This window comes from Variovorax sp. V35, from assembly GCF_041154465.1.
In the GTDB taxonomy this organism is placed as follows: Bacteria; Pseudomonadota; Gammaproteobacteria; order Burkholderiales; family Burkholderiaceae_C; genus Variovorax; species Variovorax boronicumulans.
Genome location: NZ_AP028666.1, coordinates 5,147,593 through 5,166,158, shown reverse-complemented (window position 1 = coordinate 5,166,158; position 18,566 = coordinate 5,147,593). Strand labels below are relative to the sequence as shown.

The window sequence follows — 18,566 nt, the reverse complement described above, 5'->3', positions numbered from 1 at the left end:
CGGGGCGCCCTCGGGGCTTCAGCAGTGGCCCGAGTACCAGCAGCGCATCTCGGGCATGAGCAGGCCCCAGACGAAGCTGATCGCGCACACGACCAGCATCAGCAGCGCGAACATGCGCAGGCCCTCGGCGCCCCAGCGCGGCGCGAAGATGCTCACGAGAAAGCCCGAGAGGAAGGTGCCTTCGAGCCAGGCCGCGCCGCCCCAGCGCAGGATCCAGAGCCAGAACAGCGCATCGAGCGCATGAAAGACGACCCACCAGAGCAACGTCATCGTGCGGCGTGGGAGGTGTCTACGACTCGCTGCGGCCCTGCACGTCGGCCACCACGCGCGCGTTGCGCTGGAAGCTCCAGTAGGCGCTGGCCCAGTCCCACATCACGACGACGCGGTTGCGGAAACCGATGAGGAAGTACGCGTGCGCGAACAGCCAGAACAGCCACGCGGGCCGGCCGCTGAAGCGCAGCGGGCCGAAGGGCGTGCCCAGGTCGACCACGGCCGAGTTGCGGCCGATGGTGGCCAGGTTGCCGTAGTCGGCGTAGCGGAACGGCACCGTGGGCTGGCCCGCCAGGCGGCGCAGGATGTTCGCCGCCGCCGCGCGGCCGGCCTGCTTGGCGCCGGGCGACACGCCGGGCACCGGCTTGGGCGGTTTGCCGGGCGCGTGGCTCATCGCGGCGGCCAGGTCGCCCACCACGCTGATCTCGGGATGGCCGGCCAGGCTCAGGTCGGGCTCGACCTTGATGCGGCCCGCGCGGTCGCACTCGACGCCCGTGGCGCTGCCGAGCAGCCGCCCCAGCGGCGAGGCCGCGACACCGGCCGCCCACACCACGCAGCTGCTGGGAATGCGGTAGCTCTGCAGCGGCGCGCCGTCGGGGCCGCCGCCGGTCTGCACTTCGAGGCCGGCGTTGTCGATGGCGGTGACGCGCGCGTTCAGCCGCACCTCCACGCCGAGCCGTTCCAGTTGTTCGAGCGCCTTCTGGCTCAGGCTTTCGGGCATGGCCTGCAGCACACGCGGGCCGCCCTCGACCAGCAGCACCTGCGCGCTGCCGGGGTCGATGCGGCGGAACTCGCCCGCGAGCGTGTGCTTGGCGATCTCGGCCAGCGTGCCGGCCATCTCGACGCCGGTCGGGCCGGCGCCGATCACCACGAAGGTGAGCAGCGCGCGGCGGCGCTCGGGGTCGGCGGTGGTCTCGGCCGTCTCGAAGGACATCAGCACGCGGCGGCGGATTTCGAAGGCGTCGGCCAGCGTCTTCAGGCCCGGCGCGGCGGGCGCCCATTCGTCGTGCCCGAAATAGCTGTGCGTGGCGCCGGCCGCCACGATCAGGTGGTCGTAGGCCACCTGGCTGCCATCGGCCAGTTGCACCGTGCGCGCGGCCGGGTCGATGCCCGTCACCTCGGCCAGCAGCGTGGTCACGTTGGCCTGCTTGCGGAACAGGGCGCGCACCGGCGCCGCGATCGACGGCGCCGCGAGCCCGGCGGTCGCCACCTGGTACAGCAGGGGCTGGAACAGGTGGTGGTTGGTCTTGTCGATCACCGTCACATCGACGTCGGCCCGCTGCAGCTTGCGCGCTGCCTCGAGTCCGCCGAAACCGCAGCCGATGATGACAACGTGGGGCCTGGCCGAAGGAGAGGGGGTTTGCATCGCCCGGATCATACGCAGCGGGCCGGGGCGTCCAGGCGCAGGACGGGCTCCCGTGGCGGCGCGGCGGCGGCGTCTTGTCCTACGTGCTTTTGTCGCCCGAATGGGCTAAAACTTCCGGCTCACCCGACTGGAGACACCATGACGTTTTCCCGGCCGATCGCCCCCGTGGCGAGCGCCTTGCGCGAGCAATTCCGCACGGTGCGCGCCGCCAGCGTGGCGCTGGCCGCGCCGCTGTCCGCCGAGGACCAGTGCATCCAGTCGATGCCCGACGCCAGCCCGACCAAGTGGCACCTGGCGCACACGACGTGGTTCTTCGAGACCGTGCTGCTGCAGCCGCATGCGGCGGGGTACCAACCCTTCGATGCGCGTTTTCATTACCTCTTCAACTCCTACTACGAGGCGCTCGGGCCGCGTCACCCGCGGCCGCAGCGTGGGCTGCTCACGCGGCCGTCGCTCGATGAGGTGCACGCCTACCGCCGCCATGTCGACGAGGCGGTGCTCGCGCTGCTGGCGGCGCCGGAGGCGCTCGACTGGGCGGCCATCGAGGCCATCGTCGCGCTCGGGCTGAACCACGAGCAGCAGCACCAGGAGCTGCTGCTGACCGACATCCTGCATGCGCTGTCGTGCAACCCGCTGCTGCCGGCGTACAAGCCCGCGAGCGGCCCCGCGCGGCGGCTGGCCGCCGTGCCGGCCGAGGTGCGCTGGCTGGAACAGCCGGGCGGCACGGTCGAGGTCGGGCATGCGGGCGAGGGCTTCTGCTTCGACAACGAGACGCCGCGCCACGCCGCCTTGCTGCGCCCCTATGCCATCGCCGACCGGCTCGTGAACTGCGGCGACTACGCGCAGTTCATCGCCGACGGCGGCTACCGGCGGCCCGAGCTGTGGCTGTCCGACGGCTGGGCCACGGTGCAGGCCCAGGGCTGGCGCCACCCCGCCTACTGGCTCGAGGCCGACGACCCGCGCATCGCCACCCTCGGCGCGGGCGGCGGCCCTGCCGCGCCCGGCGGCTGGCAGGTGTTCGGCCTGCACGGTGTGCGGCCGATGGAGGCCGACGCGCCCGTGTCCCAGCTGAGCTTCTACGAGGCCGCCGCGTACGCCGAATGGGCCGGCGCGCGGCTGCCCACCGAATTCGAATGGGAGGCCGCCTTCGACGCGCCCGGCATCGCGCAGATGAGCGGCCATGTCTGGCAATGGACGCGTTCCTCGTACGACCCGTACCCGGGCTTTCGTCCGTTGCCCGGCATCGCGGCCGAATACAACGGCAAGTTCATGGTGGGCCAGCTGGTGCTGCGCGGCGGCAGCGTGGCCACGCCGGCCGGCCACACGCGGCCCAGCTACCGCAATTTCTTTCCGCCGGCGGCACGCTGGCAGTTCTCGGGGCTGCGGCTCGCGAAAGACCTTTGACCGACACCTCGATGGAGCCGAGCACCATGCGCAATCCGACCGCCCCGTTCGCCCTCGCCAGCCACCTGCAGCGACAGGAGGCAGCGACCCCGCCCGACACCGCCCCGTGGTCCGAGTTCGGCCGCGCCATGCAGGCCGGCCTGGCGCGCACGCCGCGCCACATCTCGCCCAAGTTCTTCTACGACGTGGCGGGCTCGCAGCTGTTCGACCGCATCTGCGAGCTGCCCGAGTACTACCCCACGCGCACCGAGCTGGGCATCCTGGGCGCCTGCGCCGGCGAGATCGCCGCGCAGATCGGGCCGAACGCCGAGATCGTCGAGTTCGGCGCGGGTTCGCTCACCAAGGTGCGGCTGCTGCTCGACGCGCTCGAATCGCCCAAGCGCTACCTGCCGATCGACATCTCGGGCGAGCACCTCGAAGCCGCGGCGGCGCGCCTGAAGGCCGACTACCCGGCGCTGGCGGTGCAGCCCATCGCGGCCGACTACACCATGCCGCTCGTGTTGCCCGCGCCCCTGGCCGGGGCGGGCCGGCGCGTGGGCTTCTTTCCGGGCTCGACCATCGGCAACTTCGAGCCCGACGAGGCGCTGGCGTTCCTGCAGCTCGCGGCGCGCATGCTGCGCGGCGGCGGCCTGCTGATCGGCGTCGACCTGGTGAAAGACCCCGACCGGCTGCATGCGGCCTACAACGACGCGCAGGGCGTGACGGCGGCGTTCAACCTCAACCTGCTGCGGCGCGCGAACGCCGAGCTGTCGGCCGACTTCGATCTCGACGGCTTCTCGCACGCGGCCTTCTACAACGCGCCGATGCGGCGCATCGAGATGCACCTCGTGAGCCGGCGGGCGCAGAGCGTGCAACTGCGCGGCGAGCGCTTCTCGTTCGAGGAAGGCGAGACCCTGCACACCGAGTACTCGCACAAGTTCACCGTCGAGGGCCTGCAGGCCCTGGCGGTGCGCGCGGGCTTCCGCGTCGGGGCGGTGTGGACCGACCCCGAGCGGCTGTTCAGCGTGCACTGGCTGCTGAGCTGACGCGCTAGCTGTCCAGCCCCGCCAGGCAGACGTACTTCACTTCGAGGAAGTCGTCGAGCCCGTACTTCGAACCTTCGCGCCCCAGCCCCGACTGCTTGACGCCGCCGAACGGCGCCTCGGCCGTCGACACCAGACCGGTGTTCACGCCCACGATGCCCGATTCGAGCGCCTCGGCCACGCGCATGATGCGGCCGATGTCGCGGCTGTAGAAGTACGCGGCCAGGCCGAACTCGGTGTCGTTGGCCGCGGCGATGGCCTCGGCCTCGGTGTCGAACGCGAAGATCGGCGCCAGCGGGCCGAAGGTTTCCTCGCGCGCGAACAGCATGTCGGGCGTGGCGCCGCCGATCACGGTCGGCTCGTAGAACAGGCCGCCCAGCGCATGGCGCTTGCCGCCCGCGAGCACGGTGCCGCCCTTGGCGACGGCATCGGCCACGTGCTCCTCGATCTTCTCGACCGCCTTGGCGTCGATCAGCGGGCCCTGGTTGACGCCGGCCTCGGTGCCGTTGCCGACCTTCAGCGCGTTGACCTTGGCCACGAGCTTCTGCGTGAAGGCCTCGAGCACGCCGCGCTGCACGTAGAGGCGGTTGGCGCACACGCAGGTCTGCCCGGTGTTGCGGTACTTGGAGACCATCGCGCCTTCGACTGCGGCATCCACATCGGCATCGTCGAACACGATGAAGGGCGCGTTGCCGCCCAGTTCGAGCGACAGCTTCTTGATCGTGTCGGCCGACTGCTTCATGAGCGTGCGGCCCACCTCGGTCGAGCCGGTGAAGGTGAGCTTGCGCACGATGGGGCTGCGCGTCATCTCGCCGCCGATCTGGCTGGCCGAGCCGGTGAGCACCGACAGCAGGCCCTTGGGCACGCCCGCGCGTTCGGCCAGCACGGCAAAGGCCAGCGCCGAGAACGGCGTCTGCGTGGCCGGCTTCACGACCATGGCGCAACCGGCCGCGAGCGCGGGCCCGGCCTTGCGCGTGAGCATGGCGGTGGGGAAGTTCCAGGGCGTGATGGCGGCGGTGACGCCCACGGGCTGCTTCAGCGCCAGGATGCGGCGGTCGGCCTGCGGCGCGGGAATGGTGTCGCCGTACACGCGGCGCGCTTCTTCGGCGAACCACTCGATGAACGAGGCGGCGTAGGCGATCTCGCCGCGGCTTTCGGCCAGGGGCTTGCCCTGCTCGGCGGTCATGATGAGCGCGAGGTCGTCCACGTTCGCCAGCATCAGGTCGTTGAGCTTGCGCAGGATGGCCGAGCGTTCCTTGGCGGGCACCTTGGCCCAGGCCTTCTGCGCCTTTTCGGCGGCGGCGATGGCGCGCACGGTTTCCTCGGTGCCGCACATGGGCACGGTGCCGATCTGCTCGCCGGTGGCGGGGTTGGTGACGGCGACGGTGGTGCCGTTGTCGGCATTCACCCAGGCGCCGGCGATGCAGGCCTGCTGGCGCAGCAGGGTCGGGTCTTGGAGTTTCAGTGGCATGGGTGGTTTGTCTCAGGCTTGCAATGCGGCGGCGAGGATGTCGAGGCCTTCGCCGAGCACCGCGTCTTCGATGGTCAGGGGGAACAGGAAGCGGACCACATTGGCGTGCACGCCGCAAGTCAGCAGCAGCAAACCCGCGTCGCGCGCTCGGGTTTGCACCTGCTTCGTGAACTCGGGGTCGGGCGCGCCATCGGCACCGGCGAACTCGACCGCCACCATCGCGCCCAGGCCGCGCACGTCCGCGATCTGCGGCACCTTCGCGCGCAGGCCTTCGAGGCGCGCCTTGAGCCGGTCGCCCAGCACCTGCGCGCGCTCGCACAGGCGTTCGTCCTCGATCACGTCGAGCACCGCATGTGCCGCCGCAATGGCCAGCGCATTGGCGGCGTAGGTGCCGCCGAGGCCGCCGGGGGCGGGCGCGTCCATGATCTCGGCGCGCCCGCACACGGCCGACAGCGGCGTGCCGCCCGCCAGGCTCTTGGCCATCGTCATGAGGTCGGGCACCACGTCGTGATGGTCCATGGCAAACCACTTGCCGGTGCGCGCGAAGCCGGTCTGGATCTCGTCGGCGATCAGCAGGATGCCGTGGCGGTCGCAGATCTCGCGCAGCGCGCGCATGAAGGCGGGCGGCGCGGCGTAGAAGCCGCCTTCGCCCTGCACCGGCTCCAGGATGATGGCGGCCACCTGCTCGGGCTCGATGTCGGCCTTGAACAGCTTGTCGATGGCGCGCAGCGAATCGTCCACCGACACGCCGTGCAGCGCGATCGGCGCGGGCACGTGGAAGATGCTGCCGGGAAAGGGCCCGAAGCCGGTCTTGTACGGCACCACCTTGCCCGTGAGTGCCATGCCCATGAAGGTGCGGCCGTGAAAGCCGCCGCCCAGCGCGATCACGCCGGGCCGGCGCGTGGCGGCGCGCGCGATCTTGATGGCGTTCTCGACCGCTTCGGCGCCGGTCGTGAAGAAGGCGGTCTTCTTGGCGTGGGTGCCGGGCGTGAGGCGGTTCAGGCGCTCGGCCAGCGACACCACGCTTTCGTACGGCACCACCTGGTAGGCCGTGTGGGTGAAGCACTCGAGCTGCGCGCGAATGGCCTCCACCACGCGCGGATGCCGGTGGCCGGTGTTGAGCACCGCGATGCCCGAGCCGAAGTCGATGTAGCGCCGGCCTTCGACGTCCCACAGCTCGGCGTTGAGCGCGCGCTCGGCGTAAATGGGAAAGCCGATGCCGACGCCGCGCGGCGTGGCGGCGATGCGGCGCGCGTCGATGGCGGCGTTGGTCTTGGTTGTCATGCGAGGTTCCTTCGTTGCTTGTGTTGGGTTGAGGCTCAGTGGCTGCCCGGCGCCACCATGCGATGGCGAATCTGGTCGGCGACCACGGCCACGATCAGCAGGGCGCCCAGCACCACCATCTGCAGGTACGAACCCACGCTGGCCAGGTTCATGCCGTTCTGCACCAGGCCGATGAAGATCGCGCCCATCACCACGTTGGGCACGCGGCCGATGCCGCCGCGCAGGCTCACGCCGGCGATCACGCAGGCCGCAATCGATTCGAGCGCCACGGTGCCGCCGAGGTTGGCCTCGCCGGTTTCCACGCGCGCCGTGAGCAGCAGGCCGCTCACGGCCGCCAGGCCCGCGCACAGCAGGTAGGCCATGAGCAGCACGCGGCGCGTGTCGATGCCCGACAGCGCCGCGGCCTTGGCGTTGCCGCCCACCGCGAGCAGGTGCGTGCCGGTCGGCAGGCGGCCCATGAGCACGCCCATGCCGGCCACGCACACGGCCGTCACCAGGATCGGCACCGGCACGCCGAGCACGGTGCCGAAGCCGAACAGCTCGCTGAACTGCGCCGGCATGCCCGACACCGGCACGCCGCCCGTGAGGAACAGCGCAAAGCCGAAGCCGATCGACTGCACGCCCAGCGTCACGATGAAGGGCGACACGCCGATCACCGCCACGCCGAAGCCGTTGACCAGGCCCACCACCAGCCCGGCGAGCATCCCGCAGGCGCAGCCCACGAGCACCACCATCCAGGCCGCGTCGGGAAAGGCCGCGCCCAGCGCCTGCATGGCGAGCGCCGAGACCACCGAGGTGATTGCCATCACCGTGCCCACCGAGAGGTCGAAGCCGCCGGTGACCAGCGCCAGCATCTGGCCCAGCGACACGAGGATGAGGTAGACCGACTGGCGCAGCAGGTTCACGAGGTTCTGCACCGTGAGGAACTGGTCGGACAGCGTGGCGAACACCACGCAGGCGATCACCAGCATGAAGGGCAGCACGCCCAGGCGCAGGAAGAGGCTGCGCAGCAGGCCGAGGGCGCGCCCGACGAGGCCGGGCGTGGGGGCCGCCGGGGCGGCGGTGAGGGAAGGCGAAGTCATGAGGAGGGGTTCTCGCTGGGGCCGAAAAACAGGTTGAGCACGGCGGTTTCCTGGATGGCGTCGCCGTGCAGCTCGCCGGCGATCTCGCCGCGGCACATCACGTACACGCGGTGGCTCAGGTGCAGCACCTCGGGCAGGTCGGACGAGATCACGACCACCGCCGCGCCGCCTTCGCAGAGCTTGCGGATCACCTCGTACAGCGCGCTGCGGGTGCCCACGTCGACACCGACCGTGGGCTCGTCGAACACGTAGAGCACGGCGTCGCGCGTCATGCCCTTGCCGAACAGCACCTTCTGCTGGTTGCCGCCCGAGAGCAGCCCCACGGGCCGTTCGAGGTTGCGCGGCGCGAGCTCGACGCGCTCGGCGGCCGTCGTGGAAAGCCGGCGCCCGAGGCGCTTGCGCAGCCAGCCGCCACGCCCGCGCAGCGGCCCGTGCACCAGCGGCAAGGTGATGTTGGCGCGCGAGGTGAAGCCGAGCACCAGCCCTTCGCCCTTGCGGTCGGGTGGCAGGTAGAAGAGGCCGTCGTCGAGCAGCTGGCGCACCGTCGCGCCCGTGCGCGGCTGGCCCTTGAACAGCACGCGGCCTTCGCTCACGGGGTCGAGCCCGTAGATCGCGCGGAACAGCTCCGACTTGCCGCAGCCCACGAGGCCCGCGAGTCCGACCACTTCGCCGCGCCGCACCGTGAGGCTGGCGTGGCGCACGCCGTTGGGCGAGGCCAGCCCTTCGACCTGCAGCACCACCTCGCCGGGGTTGGCCGTGATGCGCGGGTAGATGTTGTCGATGGCGCGCCCGCTCATCAGCTCGATGAGCCGGTCGGCGCTGGTCGCATGCGCGTCCACCGTCGTGACCTTGCGGCCGTCGCGCAGCACCGTGATGCGGTCGGCGATCTGCGCGATCTCCTGCATGCGGTGCGAGATGTAGACGATGCCCACGCCGCGCGCCTTCAGCCGCGCCACCAGTTCGAACAGGCGTTGCGTCTCGGTGTCGGTGAGCGAGGCGGTGGGTTCGTCGAGGATCAGCACCGACACCTCGCCGCGCAGGCCCTTGGCGATCTCCACCATCTGCTGCTGCGCGCGCGTGAGGCCCGCCACGGGCGCGTCGACATCGATCTCGAAGCCCAGGTCGGCCAGCATCGTGCGGGCGCGTTCGCGCACCGCCGCGCGGTCGAGCAGGCCGCGCTGGGACGGCTCCTCGCCCAGGCTCAGGTTCTGCGCCACCGACAGCGTGGGGATCAGCGAGAACTCCTGGAACACCGCGCTGATGCCGTGGCGCCGCGCGTCGTGCACGTTGGCGAACTTCACCGGCGCGCCGTGCATGCGGATCTCGCCCGCCGTCGGCACATTGGCGCCGGCCAGCAGCGAGATCAGCGTCGACTTGCCGGCGCCGTTCTCGCCGAACAGCACGTGCACCTCGCCGGCGCGCAGCTCGAAGTCCATCGCATCGAGCGCGAGCACGCCGGGGTAGCGTTTGCCCAGGCCGAGGGTCTGCAGCAGCACGGGAGCCATGGCCGGCCTACTTGACCTCGAATACCGGCTTGAAGCCGGTCGGCGGCAGGATGTCGGCCTGCTTCACGGTCTTGATGTTGCCGGCATCGACCACGAAGATCTTCGGGCCGACGTGCTTCACCACGTCCTTGTTCTCGAGCAGGCGCACGGCCTGGTCGACCGCGATGCGGCCCTGGATCACCATCGAGTCGGCCGGCGCGGCCACGATGCGGCCCTTCTGGATGCCTTCGTACACGCCCGGCGTCATGTAGAACGAGAGCACCTGCACCTTCTTGTCGAGGTTGCGTGCGCGCAGGATGCCGGTGGCGGCCTCGGCGGTCACTGCCGTGCCGGCCACGTAGGCGAGGTCGGGGTTGCCCTGCAGCACGTCTTCGACCAGCTTGGCTTGCGCCTCCTTGCCGGTGTCGCCGTACTTCGGGTCGAGCACCGTCACGGCGCTGCCCTTGATCGCTTCCATGAAGCCCTTGTGCGCGGCCTCGACCCAGCCCGCGCCGGCCGGGCCGGGGAACCAGCCGACCTTCACCGGCGGCGAGCCCGCGGGGTGCTTCTTCGCGAGGTACTCGCCGGTCGACTGGCCCATCGTGTAGAACGACACCAGCGACTTGGCCGACAGGTCGGGCGAGCTGATGCCGTTCACGAGGTCGATCACCGGCACCTTCTTCGCGGCCGTGGCCTTGATGACGTTGTTGAGCCCGTCGCCCGAGATCGCGCCGATGACCACCGCGTTGGCGCCGCGCGCCACGCAGTCCTCGATCTGCGAGACCTGCTTGCTCAGGTTGGTGTAGCCGCCCGCGTCGACCACCTGCAGCTTCACGCCCAGGCGGCGCGCCTCTTCGATCACGCCATAGTCCACGCCGAGCCAGTAGGCGTCCTTCATGTGCGGGAACGACACGCAGATGTCCCACTTCTTCGACGCCTTGGCCAGCGGCGTGTAGTCGATGGGTTTCTTCGTGCCCTCGGCCGAGAAGGCGGGTTCAGTGGCCTCGGCCTTGTAGGGAAACCAGTCGGCGGCCGAGGCCGGGGCGTGCCACGCCAGGGCGGCGGCGAGCGAAGCGGCGATCAATGAAACGCGCAGGGGTGAGCTGTTCATGAAGAACTCCTTGGGTGACAGCGGTGAAGAAAAAGGGAAGGACGGGCGCGCGTCAGGCCGCGAGTGCGGCCCGCAGGCGATCGAGCCGTCGTCGGCGTTCGGCGCGGGCTTCGAGCGCCTGCGCCATGTCGACCTCGACGAAGCGCGCCTTGTGGTTGGGCTGCATCTGGGCGATGAGGTCCATGTCGGCGCTGATGACCGTGCCGACCATGGCGTAGCCGCCGCCCGACACCGCGTCGCGGTGCAGGATGATCGGCTCGCGCCCGCCCGGCACCTGGATGGAGCCATACGGGTAGCCCGCATCGACGATGTTCGACGGGTCGTCGCCCGCGCCGAAGGGCGGCGTGCGTTCCTGGAACTTCAGCGGCGTGCCGTGCTTGTAGCGGTAGCCGATGCGGTCGGCCTCGGAGCCGACGGTCCAGGTGTCGGCGAAGAAGCTTTGCACCGACACCTCCTGCAGGCGGTGGAAGTAGATGCCCGGCAGCACGCGCAGGGCCACTTCCTTCTCGAGCACCGGCAGCAGCGCGGCGTCGACCGTGCGGCCCGCGCGGGCGCTGGCCGAAGGCGTGCCCACGGGGAGCTTGTCGCCGGCCAGCAGCTTGCGGCCGTTGAAGCCGCCGAACGCGCCCAGGCCGTAGGTCGAGCGGCTGCCCAGCACCACCGGCACGTCGATGCCGCCGGCCACGGCGATGCACATGCGCGCGCCGAGCCTCATGAAATCGAAGCTCAGCTTGTCGCCGGCCTGCACCGTGAACGAGGTGTTGCGCGGCGCTTCGTTGCCGTTGAGCTTGACCTTCGCGTCGGCACCGGTCACCGCCACCAGCGCGGGTGCGTCGAACTGCAGCTCGGGACCGAGCAGCGTGCTTTCGATGACGGCCGCGCCTTCGTCGTTGCCCACCAGCAGGTTCGCGAGCACCAGGCTTTGCTGGTCGAGCGCGCCCGACAGCGGAATGCCCAGGTGGTAGTAGCCGGGGCGGCCGGCGTCCTGCACGCTGGTCGCGAGGCCGGGCTTGAGCACGTCAATCGCCATGGAGCACCTTCAGCAGTTGTTGGTTGTAGCCGTCGGGGTCGGCCAGGAAATCGTTGAGTGAGAACGACACCGGCGCGATGCGCAGCGCGTAGGTACCGGCCTCGACCTGCGCCACCTGACGGTCGTACTCGGCGCGGTCGATGGGCTTCCACTTGACGATGTCGCCGGGCTGGAAGAACACCATCAGGTCCTTCAGGTACGACAGCCGCTGGGCCGGGTCGAAGATTGGCGCGGGCGTGACGCCGAACATCTGGTAGCCGCCCGCGCCGCGCACCGAGTAGATGCAGCTGAAGCAGCCGCCGTGGCCCAGCGTGAGCTTGGGCGTGTCGGTGCGCGGGCTCAGGTACTTGGGCACCTGGATCTGGCGCTGGCGTTCGACCATCTGGAACAGGAAGGGCAGGCCGGCCACGAAGCCGACCATCGACACGAACCACGGTGCCGACGAGTGCGCCTCGATGAAGGCCTCGACCGAGGCGTGGCCGTTGATGCGTGCGGCGTACTCGATGTCGGTGCTCGACGGGTCCTGGTGGCGTTCGCGAAAACGCATCAGCGTCTCGTGCGTCCACGGGTCGTTGTAGAGCACCGGGATCTCGACGATGCGCGTCTGCATCTGCAGGTCGGCATCGCCCAGGCCCGCTTCGATCTCTTTCAGCGTGGCGAGCAGCGCGTCGGGCGCGATCGCATCGGGGTCGAAGCGCACAAGGTACGCGGCGTTGGCCGGGCAGATCTCGGTCACGCCGGGCAGCGCGCGGCGGCGCAGTTCGTTGCAGATCGCCATGCCCTTGAAGAAGGCGGGCAGCGACATCTCTTCGCTGATCTCGACGAACAGGTGCTCGTCGCCGCCGAAGCTGTAGCGGGCTTGCGGGGGGAGGGTGCTTGCAGCGGTCATGCGGCCACCTTCAACATGGGAGGCGCGTCGGCGAGTGGATTTGCCGCGAGCCAGGTTTCGAGAAAACCGGTGTGGAACTCGGCCTTGGCGACATCCGCGTCCTCGCACAGCGCGCGGTGCAGTGGGATCGTCGTATGGATGCCTTCTACCTGCAACTCGTCGAGCGCACGGCGCATGCGGGCCAGGGCGCTGGCGCGGTCGGTGTCGTGCACGATGAGCTTGCCGAGCAGCGAGTCGTAGTACGCGGGCACGGTGTAGCCGGGGAACAGGAAGGTGTCGAAGCGCACGCCCGGGCCGCCCGGCACCACGAGCTGCGACACGAGGCCAGGGCTGGGCATGAAGTTCTTCGCCGCGTTCTCGGCGTTGATGCGCACCTCGATGGCCGCGCCGGTCAGGCGGATGTCGTCCTGCTGCAGGCGCAGCGGTTGGCCCAGCGCGATGCGCAGCATCTCCTTCACGAGGTCGACGCCGGTGACCATCTCGGTGATCGGGTGCTCGACCTGGATGCGCGTGTTCATCTCGATGAAGAAGAACTCGCGCGTGTCGTCGTCGTACAGGTATTCGAGCGTGCCCGCGCCGCGGTAGGCCACGGCGCGTGCGAGCCGCAGTGCCGATTCGCACAGCGCGGCGCGCGTGGCTTCGCTGATGGCGGCCGAGGGCGCTTCTTCCCAGACCTTCTGGCGGCGCCGCTGCAGCGAGCATTCGCGCTCGAAGCAGTGCACCACGCGCTCGCCGTCGCCCAGGATCTGCACCTCGATGTGGCGCGCCTGGCGGATGAAGCGTTCGAGGTACACCTCGCCATTGCCGAAGGCCGCCTGTGCTTCGGCGGTGGCGGTGGCGAACTGCTGGCGCAGCTCGGCCTCGTCGTGCGCCACGCGGATGCCGCGCCCGCCGCCGCCGGCCGAGGCCTTGATCATGATCGGGTAGCCGATGTCCTTCGCGACTTCGACGGCGGTGTCGGGGTCGGTCACCACGCCCGCGCTGCCGGGCACGGTCGGCACGCCGGCGCGCAGGGCGGCGGCGCGCGCCGCGGCCTTGTCGCCCATGGTGCGGATCGCATGCGGCGTCGGGCCCACGAACACCAGGCCCGCGGCCTCGACGCGCTCGGCGAACGCGGCGTTCTCCGAAAGAAAACCGTAGCCCGGATGCACCGCGCCGGCGCCGCTGTCGGCGGCGGCCTGCAGGATCGCGTCGATGCTCAGGTAGCTCTTGGTGGCGTGCGCCGGGCCGATGCGCACGGCCTTGTCAGCCATGCGCACGGCGAGGCTCTGCGCGTCGGCGTCGCTGTAGACGGCGACGGTCTTCAGCCCCAGTTCCTTGGCGGCGCGGATGATGCGCACCGCGATCTCGCCCCGGTTGGCGACCAGCAGTGTGTCGAATGCGGCGGTCATGGGCGGTTGCCTCAGGCCGTTTCGATGACGGCCAGCAGCTGGCCCGGATCGACCGGCTCGCCGTTCTCGACGGCGAAGCTGGCCAGGCGGCCCGCGGCGTCGGCCGTGACTTCGCTGAACTGCTTCATCACCTCGACCAGGCCGAGCACGTCGCCCACGACCACGGTGTCGCCTTCGGCCTTGAACGGCGGCGCGTCGGGCGCCGAGCGGCGGTAGAAGGTGCCCGGCAGCGGGCTCAGGACGTCATGGGTAGCGGGCATCGGGGCACTCCTGGAACAAGATCAGAAACAAGAAAGAAAACGCTCAGGCCGCCAGGCCCGCAACTTCGATGCCGTGGTCGGCCAGCGCGCGGCGCGTGGCCTGCACCAGCGCGAGCGCGCCGGGCGTGTCGCTGTGGATGCAGACCGAGTCGAAGCCGATCGCGACGTCTTCTCCTTCGACCGTGCGCACCACACCCTCGGTGCAGGCGCGCAGCACCTTGGCGGCCACGACCTCGGGGTCGAGCGCGCCGACGCGGCGCGTGAAGACGATGGAGCCGCTCAGGTCGTAGTCGCGGTCGGCATAGAACTCGCGCACCACCGGCTGGCCCAGCTCGCGCGCCACCTGGAAGGTGACGGACGATTCCATGCAGAACAGGCGCAGCGTGGGTTCGATCTGCTGCAGCGCGGTGACGAGGGCGCGCGACAGCGCCTCGTCGCGCGCCGCATGCATGTACAGCGCGCCGTGCGGCTTGATGTGCTGCAGCGTCATGCCGGCCAGGCGCGCGAACTCGCGCAGCGCGCCGAGCTGGTAGACCATGTCGTTCACCAGCTCGTCGGCCGGCGCGGTGATGTGGCGGCGCCCGAAGCCCACGAGGTCACGAAAGCCCGGGTGCGCGCCGATGCCTACGCCATGTTCGCGGGCCAGCAGCACCATCCTGCGCATGATGTTCGGGTCGCCGGCATGGAAGCCGGTCGCGATGTTGGCCGAGCTGATCAGCGGCATGAGCTGCGCGTCCACGCCGTCGCCGATGGTCCAGGGGCCGAAGCCTTCGCCCATGTCGGAATTCAGATCGATCCGCGTTGTCTTCGTCACGTCGTCCCGCCTTTGTGTGGTGCGCATCGCCAAGGGGGCGGTGCAGGTTGGCGCGAAGGTTAGCCAGCAGTCGAAAGGCCGAAAAGCATTGTTTTCAGGCGGTCCGATATCTGAAAAACAGATGCTGCAAGCGGCTGGATTGGGCGCTACGCTGGAGGGAAGCGATCGCGCGGTATCGGGTTTTCGCCCGAGGCGGGCAGCGCGTATCCGTAAATACCCTAGGAAGACGGCGCCATGTCCCTGACCCTTCGCCAGCTCAAGTACTTCTCTGCGGTGGCCGAGGTGGGGCGCATCTCGCACGCGGCGCTGCAGCTGAACATCTCGCAGTCGGCCGTGACCACCGCCATCCGCGAGCTCGAGGAGCTGATGGGGCAGCAGCTCTTCGAGCGGCACCCGCACGGCGTGGAACTCACCAAGGCCGGGCGCCGCTTTCTCAGCCACGCCTACGCGGTGCTGTCGGCGGCCGACGAGGCGGTGCGCATGCCGCACGAGGGCGAGAACGTCGAGGGCTCGCTCACCATCGCAGCGAGCTACACGGTGCTGGGCTACTTCCTGCCGCACCACCTGCAGCGCTTCGAACAGCTGCATCCGCAGGTGACGGTGAAGGTGCACGAGGTGGCGCGCGAGGCCATCGAAGAAGGCCTGATCACGCAGCGCTACGACATCGGCGTGGTGCTCACGTCGAACGTGGTGCTGCGCGAGCTGTCGCTCGAAACTTTTTTCGGCTCGCAGCGCCGGCTGTGGGTGCCGGCCAAGCATCCGCTGCTGGACAAGGCCGAGGTGACGCTGGCCGACGTGGCGGCCGAGCCCTACATCATGCTCACGGTGGACGAGGCCGCGGCCACCGCGCTCAAGTACTGGAGCAAGACGCCGCACCAGCCGCAGATCCGGCTGCGCACGAGTTCGGTGGAGGCGGTGCGCAGCACGGTGGCCAACGGGCTGGGTGTGACGGTGCTGTCGGACATGGTCTACCGCCCGTGGTCGCTGGAGGGCAAGCGCATCGAGACCATCAACCTGCGCGACGCGGTGCCCACGATGAACATCGGCCTGGGGTGGAAGCAGGGCGTGGAGTTTTCGCCGGCGATGACCGCGTTCCGCAACTATTTTCGGCAGCTGTTTCTCGAGCCGGCGTCGGGGCGCACGGGGCGCGGTCGCGGCTGAGGTTGCGGGGGAAACCCTGCCGGCATCGGGCCGGGATGACCCGGCGCAAGGAAAGCACGTCGCGCCAGCGTCACAATAGCCGCTGTCCCGAGCGCGCAATGCGGCATCGGCACCTTGCACCTCCCCGGAGATCGATCCCATGAAAGCAACCTGGAACGGCGTCACCATCGCCGAAAGCGACGACACCGTGCTCGTCGAAGGCAACCACTACTTCCCGATGAGTTCGCTCAACCGCGACGTGGTCACCTTCAGCAACCACAAGACCACCTGCCCGTGGAAGGGCTCGGCGAACTACTACTCGCTGCTGGTCAACGGCGAACTGCACGCCGACGCCGCCTGGTACTACCCCGACCCGAAGCCCGAAGCCGAGGAAATCCGTGACCGTGTCGCGTTCTGGAAGGACGTGAAGGTCAGCGCCCAGTGAGCACCGCCGCCTTCGCTCCCCCGTTCACGCCGCCGGCCGAACTGGCCGGGGCACTGCGCGAACACGGCTACGCGGTGCTCAGCCCGCAGGGTGTGTGCGACTGGCTCGGCGTGCCGCTGGCGCAGCTCGAAGCGCTGCACGCCGACTGGAACGACCTGCCGCCCGACGAGTACCTGAAGGACGGCGGGCGTTACCGCACGCGGCGCCACGCCTGCTTCACGGTCGAGGCCGACGCCACGCTGGCGCAGGTGCCGCACCGCGCGCACTGGCAGCCGGTGGAATACAACGCGCTGCACGGCGGCATGCAGCGCTGGTTTGCGCCGATGCTCGAGGCCACGGTGGCGCAGCCCGTGTGGCAGCGGCTGATGCAGCAGCTCGGCCAGGTCAGCAGCGACATGCGCGGCGCACCGCAGCGCTGGTTCGTGGAAGCGCACCAGTTCCGCATCGACACCGCCGGCGGCATCGGCCGCCCGACGCCCGAAGGCGCGCACCGCGACGGTGTCGACCTGGTGGCGGTGGTGCTGATCGGGCGCCAGGGCATCAAGGGCGGCGAGACGCGCGTGTTCGAGGCCAACGGCCGGCGCGGCGAGCGCTTCACCATGACCGAGCCGTGGACGCTGCTGCTGCTCGACGACGCGCGCGTGATCCACGAATCGACGCCGATCCAGCCGCTGGAAGAGGGCGGCGATGGGTGGCGCGACACGCTGGTGGTCACCTGCCGGTCTGAGGGTTTCCAGGGGGATTGAGACGCCTGCGGACTTCGCTGGTCGGAGTCCTACAGGGCGGGTTCTGCATAGCGGTTAAATTCGGGGCCCGACCCGGTGCGAACCGGGTCCGTCAGTCTGTCTGTCTGCGAACGCTAAGCGAGGTCCCGCCATGTTCAATCACATCCTGGTCCCCATCGACGGCTCCGAAACTTCCATGCTCGCGGTCAGCAAGGCCAGCGGTCTCGCCCTGGCCTTCGGCAGCCGCATCACGCTGATCCACGTGATCGACAACTACCCCTTCATCGGCGTGGGCGCGGACTACGCGCTCGGCCAGAACGAATACCTCGCCGCGGCCACCGCCAGCGCCAACGCGGCGCTCGCACGCGGCGTGGCCGCCCTGGCGGCCGAAGGCCTGCACAGCGACCAGCGCGTGATCGACGGCCACGTGGTGCACGAAGGCATCGTGGACACCGCCATCGCCATCGCGGCCGACCTGATCGTGATGGGCTCGCACGGCCGCAGCGGCATCGAGAAACTGCTGCTGGGCAGCGTGACGCAGCGCGTGCTGCAGGACGCCACCATGCCGGTGCTCGTCGTCAAGGGCCGCTGAGCACGAAGCCCGCCGCACGTTCGAAGTGCAACGGCTCCCGCGTCGCGGGATGCACGAACCCCAGTTCCCTGGCATGCAGCAGCAGGCGCGGCGCGCGTGCCTGCAGCGCGGCATCGCCGTACAGCGCATCGCCCAAAATCGGGTGCCCGATCGACAGCAGGTGAACGCGCAGCTGGTGTGAACGGCCGGTGAGCGGCTCCAGCAGCACGTGCGTGGCCGCAGGGCCGCCGGGCGGCGACACGCTGGCCAGTGCGCGCCAGCGCGTGAGGCTGGGCTTGCCCGCCGGATCGATCTTCTGCAGCGGCCGGCGCGGCCAGTCGGCCATCAGCGGGGCGTCGATGAGCGACCAGTCGTCGCGTTGCGGCATCACGCCGTCCACCACGGCTTCGTAGCGCTTGTGCACCTCGCGGTCGGCAAAGGCTGCGCTCAGGGCGCGCTGCATCTCCAGGCCGCGCGCCATCACCACGAGGCCGCTGGTGCCCATGTCGAGCCGGTGCACGATGAGCGCGTCGGGCCACTGGCGCTGGGCGCGTGCGCTCAGGCAGTCCTGCTTGTCCTCGCCGCGCCCGGGCACGCACAGCAGGCCGGCGGGCTTGTCGAGCACCAGCAGGTGGGCGTCTTCGTGAACGGGAAGCAGGTCGGGCGGCGAAGCGGTCATGGGGACAGCGAGTGTAGAGAGGCTCAGAAAGGCCGAAGAAGCCTCGGATATCCTCGACCGATATGCCCGGCGCCGCTCCTCCTCCCTTGTCTCCAACGTTCACCGACCTGAGGCGCGAGCGCCCCTTC

General features: G+C 69.9%; 19 protein-coding genes. 6 read left to right on the top strand and 13 right to left on the bottom strand.

The annotated features are described in order from the left end of the window. Positions 1–18 precede the first annotated feature (18 nt). Together ACAM42_RS23720 and ACAM42_RS23715 are read right to left on the bottom strand one after the other, a co-directional pair. Positions 19–270 carry a hypothetical protein gene (locus tag ACAM42_RS23720; protein ID WP_070062528.1) on the bottom strand — a complete coding sequence of 84 codons (252 nt, stop codon included), beginning with the start codon at positions 268–270 and terminating at the stop codon, positions 19–21. Positions 271–289: 19 nt separating this feature from the next. Beyond that, the gene (locus ACAM42_RS23715) at positions 290–1,636 is read right to left on the bottom strand and encodes an NAD(P)/FAD-dependent oxidoreductase (protein ID WP_095747680.1); all 1,347 of its coding nucleotides are present in this window, start codon (positions 1,634–1,636) and stop codon (positions 290–292) included. Positions 1,637–1,774: 138 nt separating this feature from the next. Here ACAM42_RS23715 and egtB point away from each other — a divergent pair, with 138 nt between their 5' ends. Next, positions 1,775–3,040: an ergothioneine biosynthesis protein EgtB gene (gene egtB / locus ACAM42_RS23710; RefSeq protein ID WP_139705683.1), complete on the top strand. Its 1,266-nt coding sequence runs from the start codon at positions 1,775–1,777 to the stop codon at positions 3,038–3,040. 26 nt (positions 3,041–3,066) lie between these two features. Continuing rightward, positions 3,067–4,065, top strand: coding sequence for an L-histidine N(alpha)-methyltransferase (gene egtD, locus ACAM42_RS23705; protein WP_095747679.1), 999 nt, complete (start codon positions 3,067–3,069; stop codon positions 4,063–4,065). 4 nt (positions 4,066–4,069) lie between these two features. On the opposite strand, the gene ACAM42_RS23700 is transcribed toward egtD, so the two are convergent. Genes ACAM42_RS23700 through ACAM42_RS23655 form a run of 10 tightly spaced genes read right to left on the bottom strand, consistent with a single transcriptional unit; the run spans position 4,070 to position 14,905 of the window. After that, entirely contained in the window at positions 4,070–5,533 is a 1,464-nt protein-coding gene (locus ACAM42_RS23700; protein ID WP_369629613.1) for an NAD-dependent succinate-semialdehyde dehydrogenase, read from the bottom strand. 12 nt (positions 5,534–5,545) lie between these two features. Then, complete coding sequence (gabT, locus tag ACAM42_RS23695; RefSeq protein ID WP_369629612.1) at positions 5,546–6,817, bottom strand: 4-aminobutyrate--2-oxoglutarate transaminase; 1,272 nt, start codon at positions 6,815–6,817, stop codon at positions 5,546–5,548. A gap of 35 nt (positions 6,818–6,852) precedes the next feature. Next, the gene (locus ACAM42_RS23690) at positions 6,853–7,899 is read right to left on the bottom strand and encodes an ABC transporter permease (protein WP_369629611.1); all 1,047 of its coding nucleotides are present in this window, start codon (positions 7,897–7,899) and stop codon (positions 6,853–6,855) included. Then, positions 7,896–9,404, bottom strand: coding sequence for a sugar ABC transporter ATP-binding protein (locus ACAM42_RS23685; protein ID WP_369629610.1), 1,509 nt, complete (start codon positions 9,402–9,404; stop codon positions 7,896–7,898). The genes ACAM42_RS23690 and ACAM42_RS23685 overlap by 4 nt, the downstream gene beginning before the upstream one ends. Positions 9,405–9,411: 7 nt before the next feature. Beyond that, positions 9,412–10,494, bottom strand: a complete 1,083-nt coding sequence (torT, locus tag ACAM42_RS23680; RefSeq protein ID WP_095948962.1) for a TMAO reductase system periplasmic protein TorT — start codon at positions 10,492–10,494, stop codon at positions 9,412–9,414. Between the two features lie 52 nt (positions 10,495–10,546). After that, positions 10,547–11,524 (bottom strand): biotin-dependent carboxyltransferase family protein, encoded by a 978-nt coding sequence (locus tag ACAM42_RS23675; RefSeq protein WP_369629609.1) that lies wholly within the window; start codon positions 11,522–11,524, stop codon positions 10,547–10,549. Continuing rightward, positions 11,514–12,413, bottom strand: coding sequence for an allophanate hydrolase subunit 1 (locus ACAM42_RS23670; RefSeq protein ID WP_369629608.1), 900 nt, complete (start codon positions 12,411–12,413; stop codon positions 11,514–11,516). The genes ACAM42_RS23675 and ACAM42_RS23670 overlap by 11 nt, the downstream gene beginning before the upstream one ends. After that, a complete protein-coding gene (locus ACAM42_RS23665) occupies positions 12,410–13,804 on the bottom strand; it encodes an acetyl-CoA carboxylase biotin carboxylase subunit (protein WP_369629607.1) in 1,395 nt (464 codons plus the stop codon). The genes ACAM42_RS23670 and ACAM42_RS23665 overlap by 4 nt, the downstream gene beginning before the upstream one ends. An 11-nt stretch (positions 13,805–13,815) precedes the next feature. Next, entirely contained in the window at positions 13,816–14,064 is a 249-nt protein-coding gene (locus ACAM42_RS23660; RefSeq protein ID WP_369629606.1) for an acetyl-CoA carboxylase, read from the bottom strand. Positions 14,065–14,107: 43 nt separating this feature from the next. Continuing rightward, positions 14,108–14,905 carry a 5-oxoprolinase subunit PxpA gene (locus tag ACAM42_RS23655; protein WP_369629605.1) on the bottom strand — a complete coding sequence of 266 codons (798 nt, stop codon included), beginning with the start codon at positions 14,903–14,905 and terminating at the stop codon, positions 14,108–14,110. 207 nt (positions 14,906–15,112) lie between these two features. Here ACAM42_RS23655 and ACAM42_RS23650 point away from each other — a divergent pair, with 207 nt between their 5' ends. From ACAM42_RS23650 to ACAM42_RS23635, 4 genes are all read left to right on the top strand, one after another. After that, on the top strand, positions 15,113–16,039 hold the full coding sequence (locus tag ACAM42_RS23650; protein ID WP_070062541.1) for a LysR family transcriptional regulator: 927 nt from the start codon (positions 15,113–15,115) through the stop codon (positions 16,037–16,039). A gap of 139 nt (positions 16,040–16,178) precedes the next feature. Then, positions 16,179–16,463 carry a DUF427 domain-containing protein gene (locus ACAM42_RS23645; protein WP_056579293.1) on the top strand — a complete coding sequence of 95 codons (285 nt, stop codon included), beginning with the start codon at positions 16,179–16,181 and terminating at the stop codon, positions 16,461–16,463. Further along, entirely contained in the window at positions 16,460–17,209 is a 750-nt protein-coding gene (locus ACAM42_RS23640; RefSeq protein WP_062477608.1) for a 2OG-Fe dioxygenase family protein, read from the top strand. The genes ACAM42_RS23645 and ACAM42_RS23640 overlap by 4 nt, the downstream gene beginning before the upstream one ends. A gap of 130 nt (positions 17,210–17,339) precedes the next feature. Continuing rightward, positions 17,340–17,780, top strand: coding sequence for a universal stress protein (locus ACAM42_RS23635; RefSeq protein WP_056579296.1), 441 nt, complete (start codon positions 17,340–17,342; stop codon positions 17,778–17,780). Here the strand turns inward: ACAM42_RS23635 and ACAM42_RS23630 are convergent. After that, positions 17,767–18,438 (bottom strand): RluA family pseudouridine synthase, encoded by a 672-nt coding sequence (locus ACAM42_RS23630; protein WP_369629604.1) that lies wholly within the window; start codon positions 18,436–18,438, stop codon positions 17,767–17,769. The two genes, ACAM42_RS23635 and ACAM42_RS23630, sit on opposite strands and share 14 nt — an antisense overlap. Between the last annotated feature and the right edge of the window lie 128 nt (positions 18,439–18,566).